The organism is Massilia polaris (assembly GCF_012927275.1).
Classification (GTDB): domain Bacteria; phylum Pseudomonadota; class Gammaproteobacteria; order Burkholderiales; family Burkholderiaceae_D; genus Telluria_A; species Telluria_A polaris.
This window is the reverse complement of the sequence record NZ_JABBGG010000005.1, coordinates 310,828-334,877: the sequence shown is the minus strand read 5'-3', so window position 1 is coordinate 334,877 and position 24,050 is coordinate 310,828. Positions and strand designations below refer to the sequence as shown.

At 64.3% G+C, this 24,050-nt stretch carries 23 protein-coding genes; 4 read left to right on the top strand and 19 right to left on the bottom strand.

The features are described from left to right. The first annotated feature begins 25 nt into the window (after positions 1-25). The 3 genes from HHL21_RS11285 to HHL21_RS11275 all read left to right on the top strand — a co-directional run bounded on the left by HHL21_RS11285 (position 26) and on the right by HHL21_RS11275 (position 5,378). Complete coding sequence (locus HHL21_RS11285; RefSeq protein ID WP_169465773.1) at positions 26-1,693, top strand: TRAP transporter large permease; 1,668 nt, start codon at positions 26-28, stop codon at positions 1,691-1,693. Positions 1,694-1,783: 90 nt separating this feature from the next. Continuing rightward, positions 1,784-2,998: a M24 family metallopeptidase gene (locus tag HHL21_RS11280; RefSeq protein WP_169465771.1), complete on the top strand. Its 1,215-nt coding sequence runs from the start codon at positions 1,784-1,786 to the stop codon at positions 2,996-2,998. A 169-nt stretch (positions 2,999-3,167) separates the two neighbouring features. Then, positions 3,168-5,378 carry a sensor domain-containing protein gene (locus tag HHL21_RS11275; RefSeq protein ID WP_267874069.1) on the top strand — a complete coding sequence of 737 codons (2,211 nt, stop codon included), beginning with the start codon at positions 3,168-3,170 and terminating at the stop codon, positions 5,376-5,378. An 8-nt stretch (positions 5,379-5,386) separates the two neighbouring features. Here the strand turns inward: HHL21_RS11275 and HHL21_RS11270 are convergent, their stop codons facing one another. The 18 genes from HHL21_RS11270 to paaA form a co-directional block, all read right to left on the bottom strand. After that, on the bottom strand, positions 5,387-6,181 hold the full coding sequence (locus HHL21_RS11270) for an EAL domain-containing protein (RefSeq protein WP_169465767.1): 795 nt from the start codon (positions 6,179-6,181) through the stop codon (positions 5,387-5,389). 40 nt (positions 6,182-6,221) lie between these two features. Then, positions 6,222-8,273 carry a phenylacetic acid degradation bifunctional protein PaaZ gene (paaZ, locus tag HHL21_RS11265; RefSeq protein ID WP_169465765.1) on the bottom strand — a complete coding sequence of 684 codons (2,052 nt, stop codon included), beginning with the start codon at positions 8,271-8,273 and terminating at the stop codon, positions 6,222-6,224. A 109-nt stretch (positions 8,274-8,382) separates the two neighbouring features. After that, positions 8,383-8,985 carry a phenylacetic acid degradation protein PaaY gene (paaY, locus tag HHL21_RS11260; RefSeq protein ID WP_169465763.1) on the bottom strand — a complete coding sequence of 201 codons (603 nt, stop codon included), beginning with the start codon at positions 8,983-8,985 and terminating at the stop codon, positions 8,383-8,385. Positions 8,986-8,996: 11 nt separating this feature from the next. Beyond that, positions 8,997-9,725 carry an ABC transporter ATP-binding protein gene (locus tag HHL21_RS11255; RefSeq protein WP_169465761.1) on the bottom strand — a complete coding sequence of 243 codons (729 nt, stop codon included), beginning with the start codon at positions 9,723-9,725 and terminating at the stop codon, positions 8,997-8,999. A 9-nt stretch (positions 9,726-9,734) separates the two neighbouring features. Further along, positions 9,735-10,490, bottom strand: a complete 756-nt coding sequence (locus HHL21_RS11250; RefSeq protein WP_169465759.1) for an ABC transporter ATP-binding protein — start codon at positions 10,488-10,490, stop codon at positions 9,735-9,737. Position 10,491: 1 nt separating this feature from the next. Beyond that, complete coding sequence (locus HHL21_RS11245) at positions 10,492-11,442, bottom strand: branched-chain amino acid ABC transporter permease (protein WP_169465757.1); 951 nt, start codon at positions 11,440-11,442, stop codon at positions 10,492-10,494. Next, the gene (locus tag HHL21_RS11240) at positions 11,439-12,314 is read right to left on the bottom strand and encodes a branched-chain amino acid ABC transporter permease (RefSeq protein WP_169465755.1); all 876 of its coding nucleotides are present in this window, start codon (positions 12,312-12,314) and stop codon (positions 11,439-11,441) included. The genes HHL21_RS11245 and HHL21_RS11240 overlap by 4 nt, the downstream gene beginning before the upstream one ends. A 7-nt stretch (positions 12,315-12,321) precedes the next feature. Then, entirely contained in the window at positions 12,322-13,461 is a 1,140-nt protein-coding gene (locus tag HHL21_RS11235; RefSeq protein WP_229496317.1) for an ABC transporter substrate-binding protein, read from the bottom strand. A gap of 91 nt (positions 13,462-13,552) precedes the next feature. Continuing rightward, positions 13,553-14,767 (bottom strand): 3-oxoadipyl-CoA thiolase, encoded by a 1,215-nt coding sequence (pcaF, locus tag HHL21_RS11230; RefSeq protein WP_169465750.1) that lies wholly within the window; start codon positions 14,765-14,767, stop codon positions 13,553-13,555. 16 nt (positions 14,768-14,783) lie between these two features. Beyond that, on the bottom strand, positions 14,784-16,097 hold the full coding sequence (gene paaK / locus HHL21_RS11225) for a phenylacetate--CoA ligase PaaK (protein ID WP_169465747.1): 1,314 nt from the start codon (positions 16,095-16,097) through the stop codon (positions 14,784-14,786). Between the two features lie 20 nt (positions 16,098-16,117). After that, the gene (gene paaI / locus HHL21_RS11220) at positions 16,118-16,567 is read right to left on the bottom strand and encodes a hydroxyphenylacetyl-CoA thioesterase PaaI (protein ID WP_169465745.1); all 450 of its coding nucleotides are present in this window, start codon (positions 16,565-16,567) and stop codon (positions 16,118-16,120) included. Further along, positions 16,560-18,116, bottom strand: coding sequence for a 3-hydroxyacyl-CoA dehydrogenase PaaH (gene paaH / locus HHL21_RS11215; protein WP_370659707.1), 1,557 nt, complete (start codon positions 18,114-18,116; stop codon positions 16,560-16,562). Before paaH ends, paaI begins: the two co-directional genes overlap by 8 nt. 2 nt (positions 18,117-18,118) lie before the next feature. Continuing rightward, positions 18,119-18,910 carry a 2-(1,2-epoxy-1,2-dihydrophenyl)acetyl-CoA isomerase PaaG gene (gene paaG, locus HHL21_RS11210; RefSeq protein ID WP_169465741.1) on the bottom strand — a complete coding sequence of 264 codons (792 nt, stop codon included), beginning with the start codon at positions 18,908-18,910 and terminating at the stop codon, positions 18,119-18,121. Between the two features lie 22 nt (positions 18,911-18,932). Beyond that, positions 18,933-20,009: a 1,2-phenylacetyl-CoA epoxidase subunit PaaE gene (gene paaE, locus HHL21_RS11205; protein WP_169465738.1), complete on the bottom strand. Its 1,077-nt coding sequence runs from the start codon at positions 20,007-20,009 to the stop codon at positions 18,933-18,935. A 9-nt stretch (positions 20,010-20,018) separates the two neighbouring features. Continuing rightward, positions 20,019-20,537, bottom strand: a complete 519-nt coding sequence (gene paaD, locus HHL21_RS11200; protein WP_169465736.1) for a 1,2-phenylacetyl-CoA epoxidase subunit PaaD — start codon at positions 20,535-20,537, stop codon at positions 20,019-20,021. Beyond that, the gene (gene paaC / locus HHL21_RS11195; RefSeq protein ID WP_169465734.1) at positions 20,537-21,289 is read right to left on the bottom strand and encodes a 1,2-phenylacetyl-CoA epoxidase subunit PaaC; all 753 of its coding nucleotides are present in this window, start codon (positions 21,287-21,289) and stop codon (positions 20,537-20,539) included. Before paaC ends, paaD begins: the two co-directional genes overlap by 1 nt. An 8-nt stretch (positions 21,290-21,297) precedes the next feature. After that, positions 21,298-21,582, bottom strand: a complete 285-nt coding sequence (paaB, locus tag HHL21_RS11190; protein WP_169465732.1) for a 1,2-phenylacetyl-CoA epoxidase subunit PaaB — start codon at positions 21,580-21,582, stop codon at positions 21,298-21,300. A 30-nt stretch (positions 21,583-21,612) separates the two neighbouring features. Beyond that, positions 21,613-22,602, bottom strand: coding sequence for a 1,2-phenylacetyl-CoA epoxidase subunit PaaA (gene paaA, locus HHL21_RS11185; RefSeq protein ID WP_169465730.1), 990 nt, complete (start codon positions 22,600-22,602; stop codon positions 21,613-21,615). Positions 22,603-22,801: 199 nt separating this feature from the next. Here paaA and paaX point away from each other — a divergent pair, with 199 nt between their 5' ends. Then, positions 22,802-23,725 carry a phenylacetic acid degradation operon negative regulatory protein PaaX gene (paaX, locus tag HHL21_RS11180; RefSeq protein WP_169465727.1) on the top strand — a complete coding sequence of 308 codons (924 nt, stop codon included), beginning with the start codon at positions 22,802-22,804 and terminating at the stop codon, positions 23,723-23,725. Here paaX and HHL21_RS11175 read toward each other — a convergent pair. Continuing rightward, the gene (locus HHL21_RS11175; RefSeq protein WP_169465724.1) at positions 23,722-23,982 is read right to left on the bottom strand and encodes a DUF2442 domain-containing protein; all 261 of its coding nucleotides are present in this window, start codon (positions 23,980-23,982) and stop codon (positions 23,722-23,724) included. The two genes, paaX and HHL21_RS11175, sit on opposite strands and share 4 nt — an antisense overlap. Positions 23,983-24,050: the final 68 nt, after the last annotated feature.

Here is a 24,050-nt window from a genome sequence, read left to right as displayed (position 1 = left end):
ACAACAATAACTAACTAAGAGACACATGGAACAATTCCTCATTGCGAACATGGCGCCAATCATGTTCGGCGCACTTGTCGTCTTCCTGCTGTCGGGCTTCCCGGTGGCGTTTTCGCTGGCCGCGAATGGCCTGTTCTTCGGCCTGGTGGGCATCGAACTGGGCCTGCTGCGCCCCGAACTGCTGCAGGCGCTGCCTAACCGGATCTTCGGCATCATGGCCAGCGACACGCTGCTGGCGATCCCCTTCTTCACCTTCATGGGCCTGATCCTGGAAAGGTCGGGGATGGCGGAGGACCTGCTTGATACGATCGGCCAGCTGTTCGGGCCGATCCGCGGCGGCGTCGCCTATGCGGTGATCTTTGTCGGCGCGCTGCTGGCCGCGACCACCGGCGTGGTGGCGGCATCGGTCATTTCGATGGGCCTGATTTCGCTGCCTGTCATGCTGCGCTACGGCTACGACAAGAAGCTGGCCAGCGGCGTGATCGCCGCTTCCGGCACGCTGGCCCAGATCATCCCGCCGTCGCTGGTGCTGATCGTGATGGCCGACCAGCTGGGACGTTCGGTCGGCGACATGTACAAGGCCGCCTTCATCCCTGGCCTGATGCTGACCGCGATGTACGCCGGCTACGTGCTGGCGGTATCGATCTTCAAGCCGCACCACGTGCCGGCGCTGCCGCTCGAAGCGCGCAACCTGCGCGAGCCGAACGGCGACAGCGGCGTGCGCTCGCTGATGGTGCTGGTGGCAGCTGCCATCGGCATCGCATTTGCATTCGCGGCCGCCTGGGGCGCGAGCCACCCGAACCTGGCGCCGGACGAACTGGGCATCTATTCGGCTGCGGCCGGCATCACGGCCGCCTTCCTGCTGGCGCTGGCAAACCGCTACTTCAAGCTCGGCCTGCTGTCGCGCATGGCTGAAAAAGTCGTGTTCGTGCTGGTACCGCCGCTCGCGCTGATCTTCCTGGTCCTCGGCACCATTTTTGTGGGCATCGCCACGCCGACCGAAGGCGGCGGCATGGGCGCGATGGGTGCGCTGATCCTGGCGATGCTGAACGGCCGCCTGTCGTTCAGCCTCCTGAAGCAGGCGATGAACTCGACCACGCGGCTGGCCTGCTTCGTGATGTTCATCCTGGTCGGGTCGACCGTATTCGCACTGGTGTTCCGCGCGGTGAACGGCGACCTGTGGGTCGAGCACCTGCTGACCGGCCTGCCGGGCGGCGTGCTGGGCTTCCTGATCGTCGTCAACATCATGTTCTTCGTGCTCGCCTTCTTCCTCGACTTTTTCGAGCTGGCCTTCATCCTGGTGCCGCTGGTCGGTCCGGTGGCGGAAAAGCTCGGCATCGACCTGATCTGGTTCGGCGTGCTGCTGGGCGTGAACATGCAGACCTCCTTCATGCACCCGCCGTTCGGCTTTGCGCTGTTCTATTTGCGGTCGGTGGCACCGAAAGAGGTCAAGACATCCGACATTTACTGGGGCGCGATACCGTTTGTGGTTATCCAGGTCATCATGGTCACGCTGATCATCGCCTTCCCGCAAATCGTGTCGATCGAAGAAAAGATCGACATGAAGGAAGAGCTGGAGCTGCGTATCGAAGCGCCTGGCATCGAGCAGGAACAGCCTGTGCCGGAGACCCCGGCGCAGGAGGAAGACCAGACGCCGCAACTGGACTTCTCCACCGAACCCGAGAAAAAATAAGCGGCGCCTGCAAAACAAGCACGGCTTCACCGAAAGCCACCCGCGCCAACCTGGCGCGGGTGGCTTTTTACTAACCTGGAAATACAAGCGATGAGCATAGGCGGCAAAACTTTCGACGAGGCGCTCGGCGCCCTTCACGACATGACCGGCGCGATGGTGGCGATCGGCCGCGACGAACACCTGCAGCGCATCGCCACAGCGCAGGCACGCATGCGCGAGCTGGGCGTGGCGGCCATCTGGCTGAACGCCGGGACCAACCTCACCTACTTCACCGGCACCAAATGGCACCCGAGCGAACGCATGGTGGGCGCGATCCTGCCGGCCAGCGGCGCGCTGGAATACATCGCCCCGGCATTCGAGGAATGCACGCTGCAAGGCTTCATGCAGGTCGAAGGCCCGGTCAACTGCTGGGAGGAGCACGAGAGCCCCTGCCAACTGTTCGTCAATGTGCTGGGACGCATGGGCATCACAGCCAGCGAGGCGGCGCCGCCGCGCATCGGCATGTGCGAGAGCGCGCCGTGGTTCATCGCCGACGGCGTGCGCAGGCTCGCCGCCGGCTATACGCTCGATAACGCCAGCGCGGTCACCGCGTTCTGCCGTTCGCGCAAGTCCGGGGCCGAGATCGCGCTGATGCAGCGGGTGAAGGACATGACGCTCGAAGTGCACAAGGCCGCGGCCAGCATACTTGTCGAGGGCATCACCACCGTCGAGGTAGCGGACTTCATCGCGCGCGCCCACCGCCAGGTCGGCGCGCCCGGCTCCTACTTCTGCATCGTGCTGTTCGGCGAGGCGACCGCGTATCCGCACGGGGTCAACTACGTGCAGACGCTGCGTGCGGGAGACATGGTACTGATCGACACCGGCTGCAAGGTCATGGACTACATCTCGGACATCACGCGCAGCTACGTGTTCGGCGAGGCCAGCGAGCGCCAGCGCTTGGTCTGGAACGCCGAAAAGGCGGCGCAGCAGGCGGCGTTTGAAGCGGCCCAGCTGGGCGTGCCTTGCCGCCGGGTCGACGAGGCCGCGCGCGCGTCGCTGGAAGCGCACGGTTTCGGTCCCGGCTACAAGCTGCCCGGCCTGCCGCACCGCACCGGTCACGGCATCGGCATGGACATCCACGAATGGCCCTACCTGGTCGGCAGCGACGATACGCCGCTCGACGTCGGCATGTGCTTCTCGAACGAACCGATGATCTGCATTCCTGGGGAGTTCGGCATCCGCCACGAAGACCATTTCTACATGACCGGGCATGGCCCGCGCTGGTTCACCGAGCCGTCGCAGTCGATCGAGCAGCCGTTCGGCTAGCGGCACAGGGCGCGATCGCTGAACGCGAGCCGCGCTTCTCACCGAAGGTCTATAATCGAATCATAAGCCGGACCAGCCCGCTCCTGGAGCGCCGGCAGGTCCTTCGGCACTACGGACAGTCGGTTAAATTCATACGCGATGGACAAAGCGCCTTGCGGCGAACTCCCCCATGACGGAAGCGAACGATAGGTCGTTTAACCAGTTGTTCCGGGCGCATCCCATGCCAATGTGGATCTACGACCTGGAGACGCTGGAATTCCGGGCGGTGAACAACGCCGCTATCGCGCATTACGGCTACAGCGAAGCCGAGTTCCTGGCGCTGACCATCGTCGACCTGCGCCCGCCCGAAGAGGCCATACGCCTGCGTCAAAACCTCAAAAACTCGGCCCACATCACCCTCCAGAAATCCGGACTCTGGGTCCACCGCAGAAAAGACGGCGCCGTGATCGACGTCGAAATCACCTCGCACGCGATCGAGTTCGATGGCCGCGCCTGCCGGTTCGTGCTGGCCCACGATGTTACCGAGCGGGTCCAGGCCGACCTCAAGATCGCGCGCCTGAACCGTGTTTACGCGGTGCTCAGCGGGATCAACTCGGCCATCGTGCGGATCCGCGACCGCGACGCGCTGTTCAAGGAGGCCTGCCGCCTGGCCACCGTCGAAGGCGGCTTCCTGAGCGCTGCGATCGCGGTCCCGCAGGCGGGCAGCGCAGAGCTGACCGTCGTCGCCGACAGCGGGCGCGGGCTGCCGCCGGTCCCGCCGGACCTGGTGGAACTGTGCCCGGCCGAGCGGGTGATGCGCGAACGGCGCCAGGTTATCTGCAACAACGTCGCCGCCGATCCGGCGTTCGCCCTGCTGGCCGAGCGCATGCACGCGCGCGATGTGCGCTCGCTGGCGGCGTTCCCCCTTGCGGTGGGCGAGCGCATCGAAGCCGTGCTGACCTTGTACGCCAACATCGAGGGCGTGTTCGATGCCGACGAGATGAAGGTGCTTAACGAACTGGCCGGCGACCTCGCCTTCGCCCTGCTGTTCTTCGAACGCGAGGAGCACATCAGCTACCTGGCCTACTACGACGTGATGACCGCGCTGCCCAACCGGCGCCTGTTCCTCGACCGCCTGGCCCAGCTGGTCCACCTCGACGGCGCGCACCATGCGCTGGTGGTGGCGCTGATTAATCTCGACCGCTTCGCGCAGCTCAACGATGCGCTCGGCCGCCATGCCGGCGACGCCCTGCTGGTGCAGATCGCGGCGCGGCTGGGCGAGCGCCTGCCCGAAGCCTTCACCCTGTCGCGCATTGGCGGCGATACCTTCGGGCTGACCTTCGTCGAGCTGGAGCGCGGCGAGGACGCGGCCGGGGTGCTGCGCGAGAGGGTCTTCCGCGCCCTCGACGAGCCGTTCCGCCTCGACGGCCAGACCGTCCGGATCTCGTCGCGCGCGGGACTGGCCCTGTGGCCGGCCGACGGCGCCGATGCCGACACCTTGTTCAAGCATGCGGAGGCTGCGCTCAAGAATGCCCGTTCGACGGGCGAGCGTTACCTGTTCTACGCGCCGCGCATGAACGCCGCGCTGGCGGCCCGCCTGGCGCTCGAAAACGAATTGCAGGCCGCGCTGGAGGCGCATCAGTTCGAGCTTCATTACCAGCCGCGCGTCAACCTCGACACCGGTGCTATCGTCAGCGCCGAAGCGCTGATCCGCTGGAACCATCCGGAACAGGGCCTGGTCGGCCCGGTATCGTTCATCCCGCTGGCCGAAGAGACGGGGCTGATCCGGCCGATCGGCGCCTGGGTCATCGACGCGGTATGCGCGCAGCAGGCCGCATGGCGCACCAACGGCGCCCCGATGGTGCCGGTGTCGATCAACCTGTCCGCGGTTCAAAGCGCCCAGCCCGACCTGCTGCCGACCATCCGCAGCGCGATCGCGACGCACCGGGTCGAGGAAAAATATCTTGAATTCGAACTGACCGAAACGGCCGTGATGAACAATCCCGACGAAGCGGCGCGCAACCTGGCGGAGCTGAAACAACTCGGCGTGCACCTGTCGCTCGACGATTTCGGTACCGGCTATTCGTCGCTGGCCCAGCTCAAGCGCTTCCCGTTCGACTTCGTGAAGATCGACCGTTCGTTCATCGCCGGAGTGGACACCAATCCGGAGGACGCTGTTATCGCGGCGGCGATCATCGCCATGGCGCACAGCCTGCACCTGCGCGTGGTGGCCGAAGGCGTGGAAACGCGCGGGCAGCTTGACGTCCTGCGCTCGCTGCACTGCGATGAGATCCAGGGATATTATTTCAGCCGGCCAGTCATGCCCGACGTGTTTGAAGAGATGCTAAAGAACGGCGCCGCTCTGCCCCCGCCGGAATCGGGCGTGCATTACCACATCTGAGCCGCGGCTTATTCCCAGGCCGAATCCGGGATCGCGCCCAGGCCGCGGAACACCGGCTTGCTGAACCAGTAGCCCTGCATCAGTTCGATGCCGAGTCCGGCGAGGAAGTCGCGCTCGGCGCGCGTTTCAATCCCTTCGGCCAGCACGGTGATCGATAAGTCGCGGCAGATGCCGACGATACCACGCACGATCGCCTGGCGCGATACGCTGCTATCGATGTCGCGCACCAGGTCCATGTCGATCTTGACGATGTGCGGCTGGTATTCGGCCAGCAGGTTCAGGCCCGCGTAGCCGGCGCCGAAATCGTCGATCGCGGTGCGGAAGTCGAAGCGCTGGTATTCGCGGAAGATGTTGACGAGGTGGTCGCGGTCCTGCACTTGCTCGCCTTCGGTCACCTCGAAGATGATCCGGTCGATCGGGAAGCCGTATTCGCGCGCGGCCTCGAAGGTGCTGCGAATGCAGATGTCAGGGCGGTAGACGGCGTTGGGCAGGAAGTTAATCGACAGGTACTCGAGCATTCCCAGGCGGCTGGCGCCGGCGACTGCCTTGACGCGGCAGGCCTGGTCGAAGCGATAGCGGTTACCGTCGTTGACCTGCGCAAGCACGCTGGCGGCCGACTCCCCGTTCGGGCCGCGCACCAGCGCTTCATGGGCGTAGATGGTGCGCGTCTTTACGTTGACGATCGGCTGGTAAGCGTAGTCGAATTCAAATGTGACGGTGTCCTCGCCCCGGCAGCCGGAACAGGCAAGACGTTCGGCGATCGCGAGCGCCTCGGTGGCTGGGACTGGACGGATTTCGATCATCGCGGCGCCTCTCAACTTCAGGGAGTAAGCCGCGATTTTATCAGGAACGCTTCATCACCAGCGTCAGGATATCGTAGCTTGCCACCAGTTCCTCGTTCTGGTTGGTCACCTGGACATCCCACGCCACCACGCCCTGGCCGACGCCACGTTCATCGGTACGGTTGCGATCGACCTTGCGCTTGCAGGTCAGGCGCGCGCGGATCGTGTCGCCGATCCCCACCGGGGTGATGAAGCGCAGGTTGTCGAGGCCGTAGTTGGCCAGCACAGGACCCGGCGCCGGCGAGACGAACAGGCCCGCGGCAGCCGACAGCACGAAGTAGCCGTGCGCGATGCGCTTGCCGAACTGCGAATCCTTCGCCGCAATCTCGTCGAAGTGCATGTAGAAGAAGTCGCCCGAGATGCCGCCGAAGTTCACGATGTCGGCTTCGCTCACGGTGCGGCGGTGGGTCAGCAGCGAGTCGCCCATCTGCAGGTCTTCGAAATATTTACGGAACGGGTGCAGCTCGCTTTCGCGTACGGCCGCACCACGGACGTATTCGCCGGTGACAGCCGCCAGCATTGTCGGCGAGCCCTGTACCGCGGCGCGCTGCAGGAAGTGGCGCACCGCGCGAATGCCGCCCAGTTCCTCGCCGCCACCCGCGCGGCCAGGGCCGCCGTGCTTCAGCTGAGGCAGCGGCGATCCGTGGCCGGTCGACTCGACTGCGGCTTCGCGGTCGAGGATGTGCACGCGGCCGTGCGAGGCGGCGGCGATCGGCACCGCGTAGGCGGCGATGGCAGGCTCCCTGGTCACCAGCGTCGACACCAGGCTTCCCTTGCCGCGTGCGGCCAGCGCCAGCGCTTCGTCGATGCCTTCGTAGGTCATCATGGTGCTGACCGGGCCGAAGGCCTCGACGTCATGCACGGCGTCGTTGTTCATCGCGTCGCGGCACAGCAGCAAGGTCGGCGAGAAGAACGCACCGTTGGCGACGCCGTCACCCACAGGCTTGAAGCCGTCGCGCGCGCCGAAGACGATCTCGTTGCCGCGTGCGAGCATCTCGACGCGTTCGCTGACGTCGCGGTGCTGGTCCATCGATGCCAGTGCACCCATGCGCACGCCTTCCACCGATGGATCGCCGACGACCACCTTGGCCAGGCGGTCGCGCAGGCGCTCGGCGACGGCATCGACGTGCTGCTTCGGCACGATGATGCGGCGGATCGCGGTACATTTCTGGCCGGCCTTGCCGGTCATTTCGCGCGCGACCTCTTTGACGAACAGGTCGAATTCAGGATCGTCAGGCGTGACGTCCGGCGCGAGGATCGCGCAGTTGAGCGAGTCGGCTTCGGCGGTGAACGGCACCGAGTTGGCGATCAGGTTCTTGTTGACGCGCAGTTTGGCGGCGGTGTCCGCGGAGCCGGTGAAGGTGACCGCGTCGGCGCCGCTCAGGCGGTCGAGCAGGTCGCCGGTGCTGCCGATCACGAGCTGGAAGCTGCCTTCCGGCAGAAGGCCCGACTCGTGCATCATCCGTACGACTGCTTCGGTCAGGTAGCTGGTGGCCGAAGCCGGCTTGCCGATGCAGGGCATCGCGGCGAGGAAGCTCGGCGCGAATTTTTCGAGCATGCCCCAAATCGGGAAGTTGAAGGCGTTGATATGCACCGCCAGGCCGCCGCGCGGAACCAGGATGTGGGTGCCGGCGAAGCCGCCTTTTTTACCGAGCGCCATGGCCGGGCCTTCGTGCAGCACGTTCGACGACGGCAGTTCGCGGCTGCCCATGCTGGCGTAGGCGAACAGGGTGCCGATGCCGCCTTCGATGTCGACCCAGCTGTCAGGGCGGGTCGCGCCGGTCAGCTGCGAAATCTTGTACAGCTCTTCCTTGCGCTCCATCAGGTACAGCGCCAGGGCTTTCAATACGCCCGCGCGCTTCTGAAAGTCGAGCTTCATCAGCGCCGGCACACCGGTCTTGCGCGCGTAGGTCACCGCTTCGTCGAAGTCGATCTTCTCGGCGTGGGTGTGATAAATCAGCTTGTTGTTGACCGCGCTGTGCAGCGGAGTCAAGGCTTCAGAACCGAGCCAGCGGCCGGCGATCAGGCTTTGAAGGGTTGAGACGTTTTGCATTCTGAATTCTCCAGGAGTGTCCGTCGTTCCCGCGGATATGGGGACCTATGCTGAGCCGGCTACGGACAGTCAGCATGGGTTCCCGCCTTCGCGGGAACGACGTGTTGGCTTATTTCGTGTCTTTAGGGGCGTGCATATCGGGACCAAGGTCGATGCGTGCGCGGTTGGGTTCAATCTCCTGCAGCGCATCGACTTCGCGCATGGTCTGCATCGAGCGAATCGTCAGGTCGTGATACTGTTTCGTGCCGAAGCTCTTCCAGGCCACGTCCTTATCGCTCAGTTCGCGCATCACTTTCGCAGGCGCGCCCATCACCATGCTGCGCGGCGGGATGACCATGCCGGCCTTGACGAAGCTCATCGCGGCCACAATCGACTCCTCGCCGACGACCGCCTTGTCCATCACGACCGCGTTCATGCCGACCATCGCGTTGCGCTTGATGCGGCAGCCGTGCAGCACTGCGCCGTGGCCGATGTGGCCATCCACTTCGACTACCGTGTCGTCGCCCGGGAACCCGTGCATCACGCAGGTGTCCTGCAGGTTCGCGCCCTCTTCCAGGATCAGGCGGCCGAAGTCGCCGCGCATCGAGGCCAGCGGGCCGATGTAGCAGCGCGGGCCGACGATCACATCGCCGATCAGCACCGCACTCGGGTGGACGTAGGCGCTCGGATGAACCACCGGGCGCACGCCATTGATTTCATACACTTTGACCATGCTGGTTTCCTTTACATGCCCAGGTAGGCGCTTTGCACCTGCTCGTTGGCCAACAGCTCGGGGCCAGGCCCCGTTAAGGTGATCGAGCCGGTTTCGATGACGTAGCCGACGTCGGCGATGGCCAGCGCCGCATGGGCGTTTTGCTCGACCAGGAAGATCGTGATGCCCTGCGAGCGCAGTTCCTCGACGATGCGGAAGATCTCGCGGATCAGCAGCGGTGCGAGGCCCATGCTCGGTTCGTCGAGCAGCAGCAGTTTCGGGCGTCCCATCAGTGCGCGCGCCATCGCCAGCATTTGCTGCTGGCCGCCGGACAGCATCCCCGCGAGCAGGTGGCGCTTTTCCTTCAGTACCGGGAACAGCGCATACATGCGTTCGAGGTCGCCCGCGAAGTCCTGTTTCGGGCGCGTGTAGGCGCCCAGGCGCAGGTTGTCTTCAACCGTCATCGGGCCGAATACCTGGCGCCCTTCCGGCACCTGGCAGATCCCGGCGCGCACGCGCTTGTCGGCGCTCATGCTGCCGATTTCCTGTCCCGCGAAGCGAATGCTGCCGGCACTCGAAGGCTGGACACCGGAGATCGCCCGCAGCAGCGTGGTTTTGCCGGCGCCATTCGCGCCGACAAGTGCGACCAGCTGGCCTTCGCCGATCTGGATGTCGATGCCGTGCAGCGCCTTGATCGGGCCGTAGTGGCTGTCCAGCCCCGACACCTGCAGGATCGGCTGTTTGGTCGTTGTGTCTTGCATCGTGATTCCTTAAGCGGCCGCGCCGAGATAGGCTGCGATGACGTCCGGGTTGGCGCGCACTTCGGCAGCAGTGCCCTCGGCCAGCTTCTTGCCGTAGTCGAGCACCAGGATGTGGTCGGACAGGTTCATCACCAGCTTCATGTCATGCTCGACCAGCACCACCGTGATACCGGACTGCGCCACCTTGCGCACCAGCTCCTCGATCTCGCCGGTTTCGGTGTGGTTCAGGCCAGCGGCGGGTTCGTCGAGCAGGATGACCTTCGGCTTGGCGGCGAGTGCGCGGGCGATCTCCAGGCGTTTCAGCGCGCCGTACGACATCTGCCCTGCGTCGGAGTAGACGTACTTGCCAACGCCGCAGAAGCGCATCAGCTCCGCTGCCTCGTGGCGGCAAGCCTCATCGGCGCGGCGCACCGCGGGAAGCCGCAGCATCGATGCAAAGAGGTTCTGATTCAGGCGCAGGTGCGAGCCGACCATTACGTTGTCGAGCGCGCTCATGTTCATGCACACCTGGAGGTTCTGAAAGGTGCGGCTCATGCCGCGCCGCGCCAGCGCATCCGGCGCCATGCCGGCGACGTTTTCGCCGTTGAACATGATGCGGCCCGAGGTCGGCGTGTAGACGCCGGTGACGAGATTGAACAGCGTTGTCTTGCCGGCGCCGTTGGGACCGATCACGGAGTGGATCGAGCCCTGCTTCACGTTGAAGCTGACATCCTGCACCGCGTGCACGCCGCCGAAGCTCTTGCTGAGGTTTTCAATCGACAGCATCTTATACCTCCTTCGGTTTGCGCGAACGCAGGCGCTGGGCGATGCTCGGCACCAGGCCCTTCGGCATGAAGATCATGGTGACCATCAGGATCACGCCGAACACGACAACCTCCCAGCCTTCGAAGGTCTGCAGCAGTTGCGGCAGGACGGTCAGCAGCGCGGCGCCGATGATCGAACCGAACACCGATGCCATGCCGCCCACCACCACCATCGTCACCAGCTCGATGGAATGGAAGAAGCCTGCCATTCCCGGCGTGATGAAGCCGATGTAGTGGGCGCTGATGCTGCCCGCGATACTCGCAACCACGGCCGACAGCACGAACACGCGCGCCTTGAACTTGGCGGTATCGACGCCGGCGACGCGCGAAGCGACTTCGGATCCGTGGATCGCCTGCAGCGCGCGGCCGACCGGGGAATCGATCAGGTTCAGCGCGAACCACGTCATCAGGAGCAGCAGCGCAGCGCTGACGGCGTACCACGCCTTTTCGCCTTCGATCGTGAAATCGAACAGCGTGAAAGCCGGGACGCCGATGCCGTCCGGCCCGCCAGTCCACTGCGATTCGTTGTTGATCGCGATCGAGATGATGATGCCGAGGCCCAGCGTCGCCATCGCCAGGGTATGCCCCTTGAGCTTCAGGATCGGACGGGCGACGACGAAGGCCAGCACGCCGGTGGCGGCGGCGCCGACGACCAGCGCCAGGATCGGCGGCCAGTTCATGTGCGTGGTCAGCGCCGCCGAGGCATACGCGCCCATGCCGTAAAAGCCGGCGTGCCCAAGGCTGATCTGGCCGGTATAGCCCATCAACAGGTTGAGCGCGATGACCACCACGGCGTTGAGCGCGATGCGGATAGCGACGTCGATGTAGAACGGGTTGGTCAGCACGACCGGCAGCAGGGCCAGGATCACGGCGAGCACCAGCAAGCCCGCGTAGCGTTGATTCAATGACTTCATACACGCTCCGATATCTTGGCGCCGAACAGGCCGCGCGGCATGAAGAACAGGATCAGCAGGATCAGCACGAACGGCACCGCATCCTTATACGAGGACGAGATGTACCCGGCCGTCATCGATTCCGCGACGCCGAGGATCAGTCCACCGACGACTGCGCCAACGCCGCCGCCAAGACCGCCGAGCACCGCTGCGACGAAGCCTTTCAGCCCGAGCATGATGCCCGCGTCATACGATGTATAGGTGATCGGCGCGACCAGGATGCCGCCGACCGCGCCGAGCAAAGCCGCGAGGCCGAACGAGAGCAGCAGCACGCGGCGCGTGTCGATGCCGACAAGCTGCGCCGCGAGGCGGTTGTTGGACGTGGCCAGCATCGCCTTGCCCAGCATGGTTCGTCCGAAGAACCAGGCCAGCGCGCCGACGACCAGCAGCGTGACGCCTAGTACCCACAGGCTTTGCGGCAGCAGGCTGGCGCCGAGGAACTGGATCGGCGTATCGCCCGAAAAAGGCGCAAGTGCGTGCGTGCCTTTGCCGAGGAAGATCTGGACCAGGCCGCGTATGGTGAGCGATGCGCCGATGGTGATGATGATCAGCGTGACCACCTGCGCATCGCGCGCCGGCTCAATGACCACCTTTTCCATCAGCACCCCGACCGCGCCGGTGACCACCACCGCGATGATGATCGCGAGCGGCAACGGCACGCCGCCGGCCGACAGCAAGGCCGCCAGCATCCCGCCGAGCATGATGAACTCGCCCTGGGCGAAGTTAATCACGCCGCTGGTGTTGTAAATGATCGTGAAACCCAGCGCCGCAAGCGCGTACGCCGAGCCGACCGTCATTCCCGAATACAGGAACTGGAGAAATTGAGCGAGCATGCCAGCCTTACTTCAGCAACTGCCAGTCGCCGTTCTTGACTTCGACCATGCGGAACGCGGACAGGTCCAGGCCCATATGGTCTTTCGGCGACATGTTGAATACGCCGGTGGTGCCGACGAAGCCCTTGGTGGTTTCCAGCGCGGCGCGCACTTTCTCGCCGTCGGTGGAACCGGCGCGCTTGATCGCGTCGACCGACAGGTTCAGCGCGTCCAGTGCGTAGCCGCCGAAGGTCGATGGCTCGGCCTTGTAACGGTCGCGGTAGTCCTTGTCGTAGCTGGTGACGATGGCCTTCTGCGCATCGCTGGCTGGCAGCGCTTTTGCGATCAGCAGCGCTGGTGTAGGCAGGCGTACGCCTTCGGCCACTTTGCCCGACAGCTTCAGGTATTCATCCGATGCGACGCCGTGCGACTGGTACATCGGCACAGCCGACATGCCGAGCTGGCCGTAGTTCTTGGTGACGATGGCCGGACCCTGGCCGAGGCCGAACACGAAGACCGCCTGTACGCCAGGCGCGCTCTTGATGCGGGTCAGCTGGGCGGTGGTGTCGGTGTCTTTCGGGCCGTAGGTTTCATCGGCGACCAGGGTGATGCCGTATTTGGCGGCGACGGCCTGGGTCTCCTTGCGGCCGGAAGCGCCGAAGCCGCTGGTTTCGGACAGCAGGCCGACTTTGGAGATGCCGCGCTTCTTCATGTCCTCGAACACCTTCTCGGCGGCCATGCGGTCGGTGTGCGGGGTTTTGAAGACCCACTTCTTGACCGGATCGATGACGACCACTGCGCCTGCCAGCGAGATGAACGGCACCTTGGCGCGTTCGACCAGCGGGGCCATGGCCATCGTCGCACCGGTGGTGGTGCCGCCGATCAGGACGTTGACCTTGTCGGACTCGATCAGGCGCTTGGTGAAGCTGTTGGCCTTGGCCGCATCGCTGCCGTCGTCGTAGTGGACCAGTTCGAGCTTGCGGCCGAGGACACCGCCGGCTGCGTTGATTTTTTCAACGTACAGCTGCAGGGTTTTCAGTTCCGGGTCGCCGAGGAAGGCGGCGGGGCCGGTTACCGACAGGACGGAGCCGATCTTGATGGTCTCGGCAGCGAAGGAGGTGGCTGCTGCCAGGGCGAGTGCTGCGAAAAGTGCGGTTTTCTTGAACATGGTTGTCTCCATTATTAGAATCGTTGGCGTTCTCAATTTGTAGGGCGGGTGCGGCCTCGGCGGCAGCCACGCTTACCCGCCCTGCGGATACCTATACTCGTTCTACGATCAATGCAATGCCTTGCCCTACCCCGATGCACATCGTGCATAGCGCGTACCGCCCGCCGGTCCGGTGCAACTGGTTTACCGCCGCCGTCACCAGCCGCGCGCCCGATGCGCCCAGCGGATGCCCGAGCGCGATCGCGCCGCCGTTCGGGTTCACATGCTCCGCATCATCCGGCAATCCGAGGTCACGCGTTACCGCCAGCCCTTGCGCGGCAAACGCTTCATTCAGCTCGATGACGTCCATCTCGCCGATGGTCAGGCCAGTCATCGCCAGCACCTTGCGCGTCGCCGGCGACGGGCCGAAGCCCATAATACGCGGCTCCAGACCTGCCAGCGCCATGCCGACAACACGGGCACGCGGCTTCAGGCCGAAGCGTTCGGCAGCGCCGCCCGAGGCGATCAGCAACGCGCAGGCGCCATCGTTAATTCCCGATGCGTTACCAGCGGTGACAGTACCTTCCGGCGTCACCACGCCGCGCAGCTTGGCCAGCATCTCGATGCTGGTGTCCGGGCGTGGATGCTCGTCGGTGTCGAATACGCGCGATTCGCCTTTTTTCAGGTGAATCGTTACCGGGACGATTTCGTCCTTGAACAAACCGGCCGCATTGGCTTTCGCCCAGCGCTGCTGGCTGCGCAGCGCGAACGCGTCCTGGTCGGCGCGGCTGACGTTGAATTCCTTCGCCACGTTTTCCGCGGTTTCCGGCATCGAGTCGATGCCGTACTTCGCCTTCATCAGCGGATTGACGAAGCGCCAGCCCATCGTGGTGTCTTCGATTTTCGCGGCGCGCGAGAACGCGCTGTCCGCCTTTCCCATCACGAAAGGCGCGCGCGTCATATGCTCGACGCCGCCGGCGATGATCAGGTTCGCTTCGCCAGCCTTGATTGCGCGTGCGGCCATGCCCACCGCGTCCAGGCTCGATCCGCACAGGCGGTTGATGGTGCTGCCCGGGACTGCGGGAGGCAGCCCTGCCAGCAGGCCCGCCATGCGCGCCACGTTGCGGTTGTCCTCGCCGGCCTGGTTGGCGCAGCCGTACAGGAGGTCGTCGACCATCGTCCAGTCCACGCCGGGATTGCGGGCGATCAGCGCGGCGATGGGCAGCGCGGCCAGGTCGTCGGCGCGCACGCTTGCCAGGGAGCCGCCGTAACGGCCGAACGGGGTGCGGATGGCGTCGCAGATGAATGCGTCGTTTGCTGTGTTCAAGTGAATGCTCCTCTGTTTAAGTCTTTGGACGCTTGTCGATCACGCGCCGCGCCTTGCCGGTCATCGTGCGTTCGATACCTTCAGGCTGGACCAGCGTCACGCGGGTGCTCACGCCAACGAAGGTCTTGATGCGGTGCTCGAGGTCGCGGCACAGCGCCGTAACGGCTTCAGCGGAAAGCGACGTATCGCGCATCTCGCCCAGCACGTCGAGCTTGTCCAGGTGGCCGTCGCGCGAGACCTGCAGCTGGTAGTGCGGCGCCAGCGCAGGCATCTTGAGGATCAGTTCTTCGATCTGGCTCGGGAATACATTGACGCCGCGGATGATCAGCATGTCGTCGGAGCGGCCGTTGATCTTGCCCATGCGGCGCATGGCGCGCGAGGTCGGCGGCAGCAGGCGCGTGAGGTCGCGCGTGCGGTAGCGGATGATCGGCAGCGCTTCCTTGGTCAGCGAGGTGAATACCAGTTCGCCTTCGGAGCCGTCCGGCAGCACTTCGCCGGTTTCCGGGTCGATGATCTCGGGGTAGAAGTGGTCTTCCCAGATGACCGGGCCGTCCTTGCTCTCGATGCATTCGCTGGCGACGCCGGGGCCCATCACTTCGGACAGGCCGTAGATGTCGACCGCGTCGATGCCGGCGCGGCGCTCGATCTCGGTGCGCATCGCGTCGGTCCACGGCTCGGCGCCGAAGATGCCGATCTTCAGCGAACACTCGGCCGGACTCATGCCCTGGCGCTCGAATTCCTCGACGATGTTGAGCATATACGACGGCGTCACCATGATGATGTCCGGCTTGAAGTCGCAAATCAGCTGCACCTGCTTCTCGGTCTGGCCGCCTGACATCGGGATGACAGTGCAGCCAAGGCGTTCGGCGCCGTAGTGCGCGCCCAGGCCGCCGGTGAACAGGCCGTAGCCGTAGGAGATGTGGCAGATGTCGCCCGCGCGGCCGCCTGCTGCGCGGATCGAGCGCGCCACCACGTCGGCCCAGGTGTTGATGTCGTTCTGCGTGTAGCCGACCACCGTGGCCTTGCCGGTGGTGCCGGACGATGCGTGGATGCGCACGACCTGCTCGCGCGGAACCGCGAACAGCCCGAACGGATAGTTGTCGCGCAGGGTTTTCTTTTCGGTGAACGGGAATTTGGCGAGATCGGCAAGCGACTTCAGGTCTTCCGGATGCACGCCGGCGGCATCGAATGCGGCGCGGTAGTGCGGGACGTTTTCATAGGCGTGCTTCAGCGACCACTTCATGCGCTCCAGCTGCAAGGCCTGCAGCTCATCGCGGCTTGCACGTTCGATCGGTTCCAGGTCGCCCTGGGCGGGAATGCGTTGGACCATCTTCGACTCCTCCAAAAAACTTATGCCGCGACTTCGGCAACCGGACCGCTCACGCGGTGCGACTTGCCGCGGAAGAGCGCGATCAGGCGCCCATCCTGGTTGCTTACCTTGACGTCGTAGACGCCGGTCTTGCCGCTCAGCGTTTGCTCGATCGCTTCCGCCACCAGCATCTCGCCTTCACGGCCCGGCGCCACGTAATCGATCGAGCAGCCGGCGCCGACGGTGTTGTGGTTGTGCGAATTGCAGGCGAACGCAAAGGCGCTGTCAGCCAGCATGAAGATGTAGCCGCCGTGGCAGGTCTGGTGCCCGTTCAGCATGTCGCGCCGCACCGGCATCGTCATCAACGCGTAGCCGGGCCGGATCTCGCTCAGCTTCATGCCGAGCGCCTGGCTGGCGGGATCGCGGTCCCACATCGTCCTGCCGGCCAGTTCGGCCAGCGCCTGCGCGTCGTGATGAATATCCTTATGCATGGAATTTCCCTGATGCTGCGACCTTGCGGCGCAGTAGCGGCGAGACGCGGTAGCGGTCTTCGCCATAGGTGGATGAGAGGTTCGACAGCACCGTGGCCACATGGGCGACGCCGACGGAGTCCGCCCAGGCGAGCGGGCCGCGCGGATAGTTGACGCCCTTTTGCATCGCGATGTCGACCGCCTGCGCGCTGCATACGCCCTGGTTGACCGCGTCGGCGGCTTCGTTGGCCAGCATCGCCACGGTACGCATGACAGCCATGCCTGGAACGTCGTCAAGGCGGGTCACGGCGAAGCCGGCAGCCTGGAACAGGCCAACCACCGAGTTCCAGGCCGCATCGCTGCACTGGTCGGCGCGCGCCAGCGCAACACGCTTCGCGCTGCCGTAGTCCAGCACCAGGTCGTACAGCACTGTGTCCCGATGCTTGTTGGCGGCCGCGCGTTCGGTCGCGCTGCGGCCATCGGTCAGGAATAGCGCCGCGCCGTTGCAGTGGAAGGCAGGCGCTTCGTTTTCGCCGGAATGCGGCAGCGCCTTGCGGTGCGATACCTTGAAGCCTGCTGCGCGCAGCCGTTCTTCGAGCGGCGCGGTGACGGCGCCAGTCACGCCAGGCTCCATGCTGAGTCCGACCGCGTCCGGACGTTCCTGATGCGTTTCGGTCTGCGGTTCTTCCTTCGCTGCGCCGGGGGTGTAGTCGAAGAAGCCACGGCCCGACTTGCGGCCGAAGTAACCGGCGTTGACCATTTCCTGCTGCAGCACCGACGGCGTAAAGCGCGGGTCGTTGAAGTAGGCGTGGAACACGGATTGCGTGACGGAGAAGTTGACGTCGTGGCCGATCAGGTCCATCAGCTCGAAGGGGCCCATGCGGAAGCCGCCCGCCTCGCGCATCACGGCGTCGAGGGTGGCGGCGTCGGCGGCCTGCTCGTTCAGCAGGCGCAGGGCTTCGGCGTAGAACGGACGGGCCACGCGGTTGACAATGAAGCCTGGCGTCGACTTCGCGTGAACCGGGTTCTTGCCCCATGCTGCGGCGGTCGCATAGACCGTGTCGGCGACTTCGCGGCTGGTGGCCAGGCCGCTGATCACTTCGACCAGCGACATCAACGGCACCGGATTAAAGAAGTGCATGCCGACCAGGCGCTGCGGCAGGCGCAGGCGCGCCGCGATCGCGGTGACCGAGATCGATGAGGTGTTGGTGGCGAGGATGCACCCGTCCTGCACGATGCCTTCGAGGTCGGCGAACAGAGTGCGCTTGACATCGAGGCTTTCGACGATCGCTTCGATGACGATGGCGGCGTCCTTCAGTTCCGACAGGTTCGATGCGCCAGAAAGGCGGTCGCTCGCGGCCTGCACTTCTTCGTCGGTCATCTTGCCTTTTTCAGCCAGCTTGCCGTACATGTTGCAGATGCCGGTGATCGATGCCTTTACCGCCTCGGGGCGCGCATCGAACAGCACGACCTTGTAGCCGGCGGCGGCCGCCACCTGGGCGATGCCGGTGCCCATGGCGCCGCTGCCTACGACCGCAACGATGCTTCCCTTGTCGAGAACCTGTGCCATCGTCATTCTCCCTTGAAGTGCGCAGGGCGCTTTTCGATAAAGGCGGCGACGCCTTCGCGGTAGTCATGGCTGTAACCGAGTTCGCGCATCATCTCGCCTTCCAGCTTGAGCTGCTCGGGCAGGGTGTTGTCCCAACTGGCTTGCAGCGCCTTCTTGGTGAAGGCCAGGCCCTTGGTCGGCGCGACGGCGAAGTGTTCGGCCATCTTCATGGCGTCGTCGAACAGCGCTTCGTCAGGCACGCACTTCCAGATCAGGCCCCACTGCTCCGCCGTCTCGGCGTGGAGCTTTTCGCCCAGCATGGCAAGGCCGGTGGCGCGCGCGTGGCCGATCAGGCGCGGCAAGTGCCAGGTGCCGCCGCTGTCCGGGATCAGGCCGAGTCGGCAGAACGCTTCGACGAAGCTGGCGGACTTCGCAGCCAGCACGATGTCGCAGGCCAGCGCGATGTTGGCGCCCGCGCCGGCGGCCACGCCGTTGACGGCGCAGATGACCGGCATCGGCAAGGTCCGCAGCGTGTTGATCAGCGGTGCGTAGAATTTTTCGACCGAGTCGCCCAGGTCGACGCCCTTGGCGCCCGGTTCGACCGCGCGGTCGCCGAGGTCCTGGCCGGCGCAGAAGCCGCGGCCGGCGCCTGTCAGCACCAGCACGCGCACGCTCGCATCGGCCTGCACCGCGTCGAGCGCGGAACGCACTTCGAGGTGCATCGCCTGCGTGAAGCTATTGAGCTTGTCCGGGCGGTTCAGCGTCAGCAGCGCGATACCATCCTTGATCTGGAACTTGATGTTTTCGTAGTTCATTCGGTCTCCGTTATTTTTTTATTTACTCAGCCTGGTCGAAGTCGACCACAACCTTGTCCGTCACCGGGAAGCTTTGGCAGGAGAGAACGAAGCCGCGCGCGATCTCGTAGTCTTCCAGCGCGTAGTTGACGTCCATGTCGACCTTGCCGTCGATGATCTTGCAGCGGCAGGTCGAGCATACGCCGCCTTTGCAGGAGTAGCGCATGTCGATGCCGGCGCGCAGGCCGGCGTCGAGGATCGACTCCTTGTCCTTGTCCATCGTGAAGCTGGTATGGCTGCCGTCCATGATCACCGTGACTTGGGTCTCGTGCGAGACAGTCGGATCGAAATGGCGCGGCTTGTGTTCGTGCTTTGGGATGCTGGCGGCGAACAGCTCGATCTTGATATTCTGCTTCGGCATGCCGCCTTCCTGCAGCGCCGCCGAGACGCCCAGCATCATGTCTTCCGGTCCGCAAATGAAGGCGACATCGACGTCCTCGACACGGATCCAGTGGCGCATGAACTGCTCGCACTTTTCCTTGGTGATGCGGCCGTTGAACAGTTCGATGTCCTGTTGCTCCCGGCTCATCACGTAGGCGAGGTTGAGGCGCTCCATGTAGACATCTTTCAGGTCCGTCAACTCGTCCTTGAAGATGACGGTCGACGAGGCGCGGTTACCGTAGAACAGCGTGAACTGGCTGTTCGGCTCCGCCTGCAAGGTGGTCTTGATGATCGACAGGATCGGCGTGATGCCGCTGCCGGCTGCGAATGCTGCGTAGTGGCGCTTCGTTTCCGGAACCAGCGGCACGTTGAAGTGGCCCATCGGCGGCATTACTTCGAGCGTATCGCCAGGCTTCAGGTTTTCATTGGCCCAGGTGGAGAACAGGCCGCCCGGCGTGCGCTTGATCGCAACACGCAGCACGTTGTCCTGCACCGCGGAGCAGATCGAATACGAACGGCGCACATCGTCGCCGCCGATCAGCGCGCGCAGGGTCAGGTGCTGGCCCTGCTGGTACCTGAAGCTGTCCGCCAGTTCAGGCGGTACGTCGAAGGTGACAGCGATGGTGTCGCGCGTTTCGTTACGCACGCCAGCGACATGCAGTGGATAGAATTTGCTCATTGGTCGGCCTTAATGGCACTTGAAATAATCAAAGGGTTCGCGGCAGTCGAGGCATTTGTAGAGCGCCTTGCATGGCGTCGAACCGAATTGGCTGGTCAGCTGGGTGTGGGTGGAGCCGCAGTTCGGGCATGTGATCACCAGCTCCGGCATCGGGCGCCGCTTGACGCCTGCGGTCAGGCCGCTGATGTCGATCACCTGCTGCGCCGGCGGTGCAATGCCGTAGCCCTTGAGCGCCACCTTGCCGGCGTCGCTCATCCAGTCCGTGGTCCACGCGGGCGACAGCTGGTTGACCAGCCTTACCTTCTCGACACCATGCTGGTGCAGCGCCTCGGTGACCGATTCGGCGATCACTTGCATCGCCGGACAGCCGGAGTAAGTCGGCGTGATGGTGACGACGCATTCGTCGCCCTGCCATTCGACGTTGCGGACGATGCCGAGGTCCACCACCGAGATCACCGGGATCTCGGGGTCGGAAACCTCGCCGAGCCAGGCCCAAACCTGCTCGGTGCTGGCCAGCGTCGCGCTCATTACCAGTCCGCCCCAGGGTAAGCGCGCTGCAGGAACTGCATCTCGGCCAGGGTGTAGCCCAGGTGTTCGCTGTGCTTGCCCACTTTGCCGCCCTGCTGCATCCAGGCGTCGGCCGGTGGCATCGCCAGCGTGGCTTCGGCGAGGATTTCGCTGACGTGCTCGAGGAAGGATGCGCGCAGGCCTGCGGCGGCGGGCGCCACGCCCTGTGCGACCATCTGATTGTCGATGTCGTCGTAGATGAACATCTCGCCGGAATACGGCCACAGCGCGTCGAGCGCCGATTGCATGCGCTGGCGGCTGTCAGGCGTACCGTCGCCGAGGCGCACCACCAGGTCGCCGCTGCGGCGCAGGTGGTAGGTCACTTCCTTGAGCGACTTCTCGGCGATTTCCGCGATGCGCGGGTCGCTCGATTTGGTCAGGCCCTGCATCAGGAAGTAGTGCCACGAATCGAACAGGAACTGGCGCATCAGCGTGAAGCCGTAGTCGCCATTCGGCTGTTCGACGATCAGGCAGCAGCGCATCTGGTGCGCGTCGCGCAGGTAGGCCAGGTGATCTTCTGAGCGGCCGAGGCCTTCGAGTTCGGCCGCATAGGTCAGCCACATGCGGGTCTGACCGAGCAGGTCGAGGGCGACGTTGGCAAGCGCCATGTCTTCTTCCAGCGCAGGGCCTTTGCCGCACAGCTTGCACAGCTGCTGCGACAGGATCAGCGCATTGTCGCCCTGGCGCAGCAGGTAGTCGAGTTTAGCGTCCACGGGCGCGCTCACAGGTTCTTGACTTCTTCCGGCATCGGGAAGAAGGTCGGATGGCGATAGACTTTGCTGTTGGACGGCTCGAACAGCGCCGCCTTGTCGCCAGGGCTGCTGGCGACGATGTCGGTGGCGCGCACAACCCAGATCGACACGCCTTCGTTGCGGCGGGTGTAGACGTCGCGCGCGTTATTGACCGCCATTTCGGCGTCCGGTGCATGCAGGCTGCCCACATGCTTGTGCGCGAGTCCGTGCTGGCTGCGGATGAAGACTTCCCACAGTGGCCATTCTTTGCTCATTCGGTGCTCCAGTTTTATAGTGTGAGCCGCTTACGCCGCGGCGCGTGCTGCTGCTTTTTTATCGGCGTGCGCGCCCAGCGCTTCGCGGAACCATGCGCCGTCGTCCCAGGCCTTGACGCGGGTCGCCAGGCGCTCCTTGTTGCACGGGCCGTTGCCCTTCAGGACATTGTGGAACTCGCTCCAGTCGATCTCGCCGAATTCATAGTGGCCGGTTTCGGCGTTGAACTTGAGGTCGGGATCAGGCACGGTCAGGCCCAGGTACTCGGCCTGCGGCACGGTCTGGTCGACCATGCGCTGGCGCAGTTCGTCGTTTGAGAACAGCTTGATACGCCACTTGCTCGACTGCGCGCTGTTGACCGATTCGGCATCCGACGGGCCGAACATCATCAGCGATGGCCACCACCAGCGGTTCAGCGCATCCTGCGCCATCGCCTTTTGCTCCGGCGTGCCTTTGGCGAGGCTCATCATGATGTCGTAGCCCTGGCGCGCGTGGAACGACTCTTCCTTGCAGACGCGGATCATCGCGCGCGAGTACGGGCCATACGAGCAGCGGCACAGCGGGATCTGGTTGATGATCGCCGAGCCGTCGACCAGCCAGCCGATCGCGCCCATGTCGGCCCACGACAGGGTCGGGTAATTGAAGATGCTTGAATACTTTGCCTTGCCCGAGTGGAGGGCTTCGAGCAGTTCGTCGCGCGACACGCCCAGCGTTTCGGCGGCGCTGTACAGGTACAGGCCGTGGCCTGCTTCGTCCTGGATCTTGGCCAGCAGGATCGATTTGCGCTTCAGGGTCGGCGCGCGCGTGACCCAGTTACCTTCCGGGAGCTGGCCGACGATTTCCGAGTGCGCGTGCTGCGAGATCTGGCGGATCAAGGTCTTGCGGTAAGCATCCGGCATCCAGTCCTTCGCTTCGATCTTGATGCCTTCGTCGATGCGCTGCTGGAAGGCGAGTTCTTCCGCGCCCATGTCCGCTTCCGTCTGGACCTTCTTGAGGCCCGTTTCTACCATCTGTGCATACATGGTGGTTCTCCATCACGTGATTTGTGAATCGATAATACGATACATAAAAATAGAAGTACACAGTTTTTTTGTGTCGTATTTAGAATTTGTATCTCTTTGCGTCGCGCGATAGTTAAAAATTAATCGTGCGCCGATTGCACCCCGAAGTAAACTCCGGCTTTCCTTGACAAACAGGCTAGCCGCACCAGACCATGCTCGTATGAAACAATTGACCAGCACAGAATGGATCAGCCATTTCCTCGCCAGCGACCCGCCCCGTTCGAAGTCGCTGGTGATGACGATTTTTGGCGACAGCATCGTGCCGCACGGCGGCGCGATCTGGCTCGGCAGCCTGATTGAATTGCTGGCGCCGTTCGGCGTCAACGACCGCGCGCTGCGCACCAGCGTGTTCCGGCTGGCGCAGGAAGGCTGGCTGGTCGCCAACCGCGACGGCCGCCGCAGTTCGTACGCGATCCTGCCGGAAGCCCTGCCCCGCTTCGAGCGCGCCTACCGCCGCATCTACGATGTGCCGGCGGTGAACTGGGACGGCACGTGGACCTTGCTGATGGCCGGCCCTGGTGGGATGGACGCGCCCGGGCGCGCCTCGCTGCGCAAGCAGCTGCTGTGGGAAGGCTACGCCCTGATCGGCTCCGGCGTATTCGGCCACCCGGCCGGCGACCCGGCGGTGCTTGACGAAATCCTTGGCCGCGCAGGCGTGCGCGACACCTTGTATGTGTTCAGTGCCGCTGAACTGCCGCAGGTGGGTTCGCGCCCGCTGCGCGAGCTGGTGGATGAAGGCTGGGACCTGTCCGACGTGGCCGAAGGCTACCGCCACTTCATCGAGGAATTCGCGCCGTTGCAGGCGCTGCTGGCCGAAAGGGTGGTGCCGGAGCAGGCCTTCGTGATCCGCACATTGCTGATCCACGCTTACCGCCGCGTGCAGCTGCACGATCCGATGCTGCCGGTGGAACTGCTGCCGCAGCCATGGCCGGGAGTGGAAGCCTACAACGTGGCCCGCGCGCTATATCTGGCGACGTATCGCGCCGCCGAGGAACACATCATGACGACCCTGCTGCGCTCGGATACGCAGGCGCAGCCGGCGGAAGAATCGTTTTACCAACGCTTCGGCGGCTTGCCGGGCTAGCAGTCGGAATTCAGGGCGGCGTGCGAAAACGCCATCGGGAAGCGGATCGCATCCAGCGTAAGGTCGACGTCGAGGTCGGGCCAGTAGACCCGGCTGGCGCTCGGACATTGCACGCGGCAGATCTGGGCGATCGTTGCGTGTTCGAACCAGGGAAACTCCACAAACGGCAGGTATAACTCTTCACCGCTGCACTGCAGCCAGAAGCCGTGCTGGTTGATGCTGGTGACCTGTGCGCACGAAATGCGGATGGCTGTCATTGCGGTTCCTTCGTGATCGGAGTGACCCGAAGAAGGTATCAAAATGGCAGCGCTGCGCCTTGAGGTGG

Excerpts from the sequence above, each read along its gene's own strand:
- HHL21_RS11285 (WP_169465773.1), top strand. The coding sequence starts at position 26 with ATGGAACAATTCCTCATTGCGAACATGGCGCCAATCATGTTCGGCGCA.
- HHL21_RS11280 (WP_169465771.1), top strand. The coding sequence starts at position 1,784 with ATGAGCATAGGCGGCAAAACTTTCGACGAGGCGCTCGGCGCCCTTCAC.
- HHL21_RS11275 (WP_267874069.1), top strand. The coding sequence starts at position 3,168 with ATGACGGAAGCGAACGATAGGTCGTTTAACCAGTTGTTCCGGGCGCAT.
- HHL21_RS11270 (WP_169465767.1), bottom strand. The coding sequence starts at position 6,181 with ATGATCGAAATCCGTCCAGTCCCAGCCACCGAGGCGCTCGCGATCGCC.
- paaZ (WP_169465765.1), bottom strand. The coding sequence starts at position 8,273 with ATGCAAAACGTCTCAACCCTTCAAAGCCTGATCGCCGGCCGCTGGCTC.
- paaY (WP_169465763.1), bottom strand. The coding sequence starts at position 8,985 with ATGGTCAAAGTGTATGAAATCAATGGCGTGCGCCCGGTGGTTCATCCG.
- HHL21_RS11255 (WP_169465761.1), bottom strand. The coding sequence starts at position 9,725 with ATGCAAGACACAACGACCAAACAGCCGATCCTGCAGGTGTCGGGGCTG.
- HHL21_RS11250 (WP_169465759.1), bottom strand. The coding sequence starts at position 10,490 with ATGCTGTCGATTGAAAACCTCAGCAAGAGCTTCGGCGGCGTGCACGCG.
- HHL21_RS11245 (WP_169465757.1), bottom strand. The coding sequence starts at position 11,442 with ATGAAGTCATTGAATCAACGCTACGCGGGCTTGCTGGTGCTCGCCGTG.
- HHL21_RS11240 (WP_169465755.1), bottom strand. The coding sequence starts at position 12,314 with ATGCTCGCTCAATTTCTCCAGTTCCTGTATTCGGGAATGACGGTCGGC.
- HHL21_RS11235 (WP_229496317.1), bottom strand. The coding sequence starts at position 13,461 with ATGTTCAAGAAAACCGCACTTTTCGCAGCACTCGCCCTGGCAGCAGCC.
- paaK (WP_169465747.1), bottom strand. The coding sequence starts at position 16,097 with ATGGTCCAACGCATTCCCGCCCAGGGCGACCTGGAACCGATCGAACGT.
- paaI (WP_169465745.1), bottom strand. The coding sequence starts at position 16,567 with ATGCATAAGGATATTCATCACGACGCGCAGGCGCTGGCCGAACTGGCC.
- paaH (WP_370659707.1), bottom strand. The coding sequence starts at position 18,116 with ATGGCACAGGTTCTCGACAAGGGAAGCATCGTTGCGGTCGTAGGCAGC.
- paaG (WP_169465741.1), bottom strand. The coding sequence starts at position 18,910 with ATGAACTACGAAAACATCAAGTTCCAGATCAAGGATGGTATCGCGCTG.
- paaE (WP_169465738.1), bottom strand. The coding sequence starts at position 20,009 with ATGAGCAAATTCTATCCACTGCATGTCGCTGGCGTGCGTAACGAAACG.
- paaD (WP_169465736.1), bottom strand. The coding sequence starts at position 20,537 with ATGAGCGCGACGCTGGCCAGCACCGAGCAGGTTTGGGCCTGGCTCGGC.
- paaB (WP_169465732.1), bottom strand. The coding sequence starts at position 21,582 with ATGAGCAAAGAATGGCCACTGTGGGAAGTCTTCATCCGCAGCCAGCAC.
- paaA (WP_169465730.1), bottom strand. The coding sequence starts at position 22,602 with ATGTATGCACAGATGGTAGAAACGGGCCTCAAGAAGGTCCAGACGGAA.
- paaX (WP_169465727.1), top strand. The coding sequence starts at position 22,802 with ATGAAACAATTGACCAGCACAGAATGGATCAGCCATTTCCTCGCCAGC.
- HHL21_RS11175 (WP_169465724.1), bottom strand. The coding sequence starts at position 23,982 with ATGACAGCCATCCGCATTTCGTGCGCACAGGTCACCAGCATCAACCAG.